This is a genomic window from Calothrix rhizosoleniae SC01 (assembly GCF_900185595.1).
GTDB lineage: Bacteria > Cyanobacteriota > Cyanobacteriia > Cyanobacteriales > Nostocaceae > Calothrix_A > Calothrix_A rhizosoleniae.
The window spans coordinates 1-2500 of sequence record NZ_FYBH01000472.1 but is presented as its reverse complement, the minus strand read 5'-3'; the positions used below and the strand labels follow the sequence as shown (position 1 = coordinate 2500).

The following is a 2500-nucleotide window of genomic DNA, read 5'->3' as shown; positions in this document are numbered from 1 at the left end:
TACTTAGAGAATCACTTTTGTTTTCTTTTCCTCCAGCTACTAAGATGTTTCAATTCGCTGGGTTCGCTCTTGACTACCTATATATTCAATAGCCAGTATCTGGGTTGCCCCATTCGGAAACCTCCGGCTCAATGTTTGCTTCCAACTCCCCGGAGCATATCGTCGGTAACCACGTCCTTCTTCGCCTCTGTGTGCCTAGGTATCCACCATTAGCCCTTTATAGCTTGACCACATTGGTTCATCATTAAAATACAGTTTTCCACTATTAAATTCTCATCAATAGCTTCAACTGCCTGCTATCTTCGCGTTACTTATGCAGTTTTCAAGGTTCTGGCTGGAATCTCGTCCAGCAGTCTGAATTTATCATTAAATTCAGGTGCTGAATCTTATTCACAATTCACTATTGTAACATACTGCTTCCGCCAATTACAAGGTTTTTATTCTTTAATTGAATTGACATTCAATCAAGTTTTTTATTCCTAATAATTAACTATTCACAAGTACTGGAGATTAGCGGACTCGAACCGCTGACATCCTGCTTGCAAAGCAGGCGCTCTACCAACTGAGCTAAACCCCCATGAATTCAGTTATCAGTTGTCAGTTAACAGTTACCAGGTTTTTACTGATTACTGTTCACTGTTCACTGTTTTCAGGTGGGCCATCCTGGACTCGAACCAGGGACCTCACCCTTATCAGGGGTGCGCTCTAACCACCTGAGCTAATAGCCCCTACTAAAAATTTTATTTTAGCCAAACCTAATTATATAGTTTGAAGCCTACTTCACTTGATAATGCGACCGACCTAGGTTGACCATCTCATTACTTATTTCTTTCGTTTCAGTAATTGAGTGGGTAGGTCTCCCTATAAAGGAGGTGATCCAGCCACACCTTCCGGTACGGCTACCTTGTTACGACTTCACCCCAGTCACCAGTCCTACCTTAGGCATCCCCCTCCCCGAAAGGTTAGGGTAACGACTTCGGGCGTTACCAGCTTCCATGGTGTGACGGGCGGTGTGTACAAGGCCCGGGAACGAATTCACTGCAGTATGCTGACCTGCAATTACTAGCGATTCCTCCTTCACGCAGGCGAGTTGCAGCCTGCGATCTGAACTGAGCCATAGTTTATGAGATTAGCACACTCTCGCGAGTTGGCTGCCCTTTGTCTATAGCATTGTAGTACGTGTGTAGCCCAGGATGTAAGGGGCATGATGACTTGACGTCATCCCCACCTTCCTCCGGTTTGTCACCGGCAGTCTCCCTAGAGTGCCCACCCGAAGTGCTGGCAACTAAGGACGAGGGTTGCGCTCGTTGCGGGACTTAACCCAACATCTCACGACACGAGCTGACGACAGCCATGCACCACCTGTGTTCGCGCTCCCGAAGGCACTCTTCTGTTTCCAAAAGATTCGCGACATGTCAAACCCTGGTAAGGTTCTTCGCGTTGCATCGAATTAAACCACATACTCCACCGCTTGTGCGGGCCCCCGTCAATTCCTTTGAGTTTCACACTTGCGTGCGTACTCCCCAGGCGGGATACTTAACGCGTTAGCTACGGCACTGCTCGGGTCGATACAAGCAACGCCTAGTATCCATCGTTTACGGCTAGGACTACTGGGGTATCTAATCCCATTCGCTCCCCTAGCTTTCGTCCCTCAGTGTCAGTTACGGCCTAGCAGAGCGCTTTCGCCACCGGTGTTCTTCCTGATATCTACGCATTTCACCGCTACACCAGGAATTCCCTCTGCCCCGAACGTACTCTAGTCTTGTAGTTTCCACCGCCCATATGAGGTTGAGCCTCACGCTTTAACAGCAGACTTACAAAACCACCTGCGGACGCTTTACGCCCAATCATTCCGGATAACGCTTGCATCCTCCGTATTACCGCGGCTGCTGGCACGGAGTTAGCCGATGCTTATTCCTCAAGTACCGTCATTGTGTTCTTCCTTGAGAAAAGAGGTTTACAACCCAAGAGCCTTCCTCCCTCACGCGGTATTGCTCCGTCAGGCTTTCGCCCATTGCGGAAAATTCCCCACTGCTGCCTCCCGTAGGAGTCTGGGCCGTGTCTCAGTCCCAGTGTGGCTGATCATCCTCTCAGACCAGCTACTGATCGTTGCCTTGGTAGGCTCTTACCCCACCAACTAGCTAATCAGACGCGAGCTCATCTCCAGGCAATAAATCTTTTACCTCCCGGCACATCCGGTATTAGCAGTCGTTTCCAACTGTTGTCCCCGACCTAGAGCCAGATTCTCACGTGTTACTCACCCGTCCGCCACTAACTCCGAAGAGTCCGTTCGACTTGCATGTGTTAAGCATACCGCCAGCGTTCATCCTGAGCCAGGATCAAACTCTCCGTTTTGTTCAGATAAGTTTGCTTTATAGCTCTTTTTCTTTCTTTAATCGCAAATCTCTTTACAATTTACGATTATTTTTGTTCCATTCTTTACAACCGCTTTTCAAGTGTTGTATACTGGCTTCAAACTATATTATTTTCAAGGTTCGGT

General features: G+C 48.1%; 2 tRNA genes and 2 rRNA genes (1 of these 4 cut by a window edge). All 4 read right to left on the bottom strand.

From position 1 onward, the window contains the following. Positions 1-230, bottom strand: a 23S ribosomal RNA gene (locus CALSC_RS25670) (it extends 2647 nt beyond the left edge of the window). A gap of 274 nt (positions 231-504) precedes the next feature. Next, a tRNA-Ala gene (locus tag CALSC_RS25665) sits at positions 505-577 on the bottom strand. A 77-nt stretch (positions 578-654) separates the two neighbouring features. Then, a tRNA-Ile gene (locus tag CALSC_RS25660) sits at positions 655-728 on the bottom strand. Positions 729-865: 137 nt separating this feature from the next. Continuing rightward, a 16S ribosomal RNA gene (locus tag CALSC_RS25655) occupies positions 866-2355 on the bottom strand. Together the 16S and 23S rRNA genes with 2 tRNA genes alongside form the textbook arrangement of a ribosomal RNA operon. Positions 2356-2500 lie beyond the last annotated feature (145 nt).